This is a genomic window from Pedobacter sp. BAL39 (genome assembly GCF_000170795.1).
Lineage (GTDB): Bacteria > Bacteroidota > Bacteroidia > Sphingobacteriales > Sphingobacteriaceae > Pedobacter.
Genome location: NZ_ABCM01000045.1, coordinates 1 through 1,755 on the forward strand (window position 1 = coordinate 1; position 1,755 = coordinate 1,755).

A 1,755-nucleotide genomic window follows, 5' to 3' on the forward strand; every position below is an offset into this window, starting at 1 on the left:
TGGCATATTCCCGCTATGGGATAATACCTGGTGTTGAGCTTCCACAAATACTGGGCTTTCAACGACCAGGCTTCTGCGGAGGGAATGCTCAAGGCCCGGGACGAGCAAAATGTGCCGGTCTGGCTGGGCGAAACTGGGGAGAACTCTAACGTCTGGTTTACGGAAGCGATCCGTCTTTTGAGAAGAACAATATTGGCTGGGCCTGGTGGCCCCTGAAGAAACTGGGACATAACAACCCGCTGCAGATTCGTTCTAATCCGGATTATGATGTCGTACTTGATTATTGGAACGGCAAGGGCGAAAAGCCTGCTGCTGATGTGGCTTTGAAAGGACTGACACAATTTGCAGAAGACTTAAAGTATGCGCGCAATATCTTTCATGAGGATGTGATTGATGCGATGTTCCGACAGCCTTTTTCTTCGGAAACCAAACCCTTCAGGGAACACCTGATCAAGACCAATCCCGTTGTCAGTCTGTCTGCGGTAGATTATGACCTTGGGGTTAACGGATCGGCTTACTTTGATACCGATACCGCAGATTACCATGTGTCCACCCAGCAGAATGGAATTGGCAACAGGGGCCGTATGTATCGCAATGATGGCGTAGATATCGGTCAGCATGAAGCGCCGCAGGAAGGTTATTTTGTTGGGCACATTGCGGACGGGGAATGGTTGCAGTATACGGTCAACGTCGCTGCCGCTGGAAATTACACACTGAGGTTCCGGGTAGCAGCAGAGGCTGCCGGCGGTCGTATCAGCCTGCAATCAAATGGCCGCGCGTTGGTATCTGGTTTGTCGGTTCCGGCAACAGGGGGATGGTTAAAGTTTAAAGATGTAGATGTAAAAAATGTGCCTTTAAAAAAAGGTATACAGCAATTGAAGGTTTATATGAATACCGGAGGGTTTAATTTCGATAGCATTCAGTTTATCAAATAGATGCTCCGTTGTTTAATTGTAATTGATAAGGCAGCACCGCTCGGGGCTGCCTTTTTTCATTTGCTAACTTCCTTTTAATGCTGCGAAACGTTCGCCAATTAACGTGATTTCTGCTTCGCTCAGCTTTGAGGTTTTCCTGAGTACTTTCTGAAACTCGGCAATTTCATCTTTAGAGCCAGGGTAGCCAATGTTCTTTCCCTGTGTGTCCAGTGAAGCACCTTCAGGTCTGATCTGGGAGTCAGCCACAAGTTTACCGTCTTTATCAAAAATCAGCCAGAAGGGAATGCCCTGCTGATCACCATGGTGAGCTTTAAGCAATTCCATTGCTCCGGGATTTTCAAGGGATTTTTTATCTCCATTTTCCAAGACTGTAAGGTGGCAGGTCACATAACTTTTTTCAAACAGCGGTTTGCAACTTGCATCTGCCATCGCGGTATCCAGCTTATGACACCAATGACACCAGGATGCATGAAAGATCACAAAGACTTTTTTGTTTTCTTTAGCTGCCTGTTGCCGGGCTTCTTTTAAAAGGACATCAGTTGATTTGATTGAACTTTGCGCCTGACTTCCAAGAAAGAAAAATACGGCGCAGAGGGTCATAAAAAATTGTTTCATATTCATGGTAATTGAGTGAGGTTGTGTTATGGTGGTACTACCGGTTAGGTATCGGAGTGCTCAGCATAAATCGGTATAAATTAATGAATTTCAATGACAACTTCTCATAACATCCTGTGGTATTCATGGTGGAGGTCTGATATTATTTTTTAAAGCTATTCGTGAAATATTTACTATAATTTTTTGCTAAATTGGTTTATTGTTT

Annotated in this window: 3 protein-coding genes; 2 read left to right on the forward strand and 1 reads right to left on the reverse strand. The window is 44.8% G+C overall.

Translation table 11 applies throughout. The features are described 5' to 3' along the window. Positions 1 to 33 precede the first annotated feature (33 nt). On the forward strand, positions 34 to 216 hold the full coding sequence (locus PBAL39_RS24965; RefSeq protein WP_008246860.1) for a hypothetical protein: 183 nt from the start codon (positions 34 to 36) through the stop codon (positions 214 to 216). A 101-nt stretch (positions 217 to 317) separates the two neighbouring features. Next, positions 318 to 935, forward strand: coding sequence for a carbohydrate-binding protein (locus PBAL39_RS24410; protein WP_050784391.1), 618 nt, complete (start codon positions 318 to 320; stop codon positions 933 to 935). 63 nt (positions 936 to 998) lie between these two features. Here PBAL39_RS24410 and PBAL39_RS24415 read toward each other — a convergent pair whose 3' ends face one another. Continuing rightward, positions 999 to 1,550, reverse strand: coding sequence for a thioredoxin family protein (locus PBAL39_RS24415; RefSeq protein ID WP_157274206.1), 552 nt, complete (start codon positions 1,548 to 1,550; stop codon positions 999 to 1,001). Between the last annotated feature and the right edge of the window lie 205 nt (positions 1,551 to 1,755).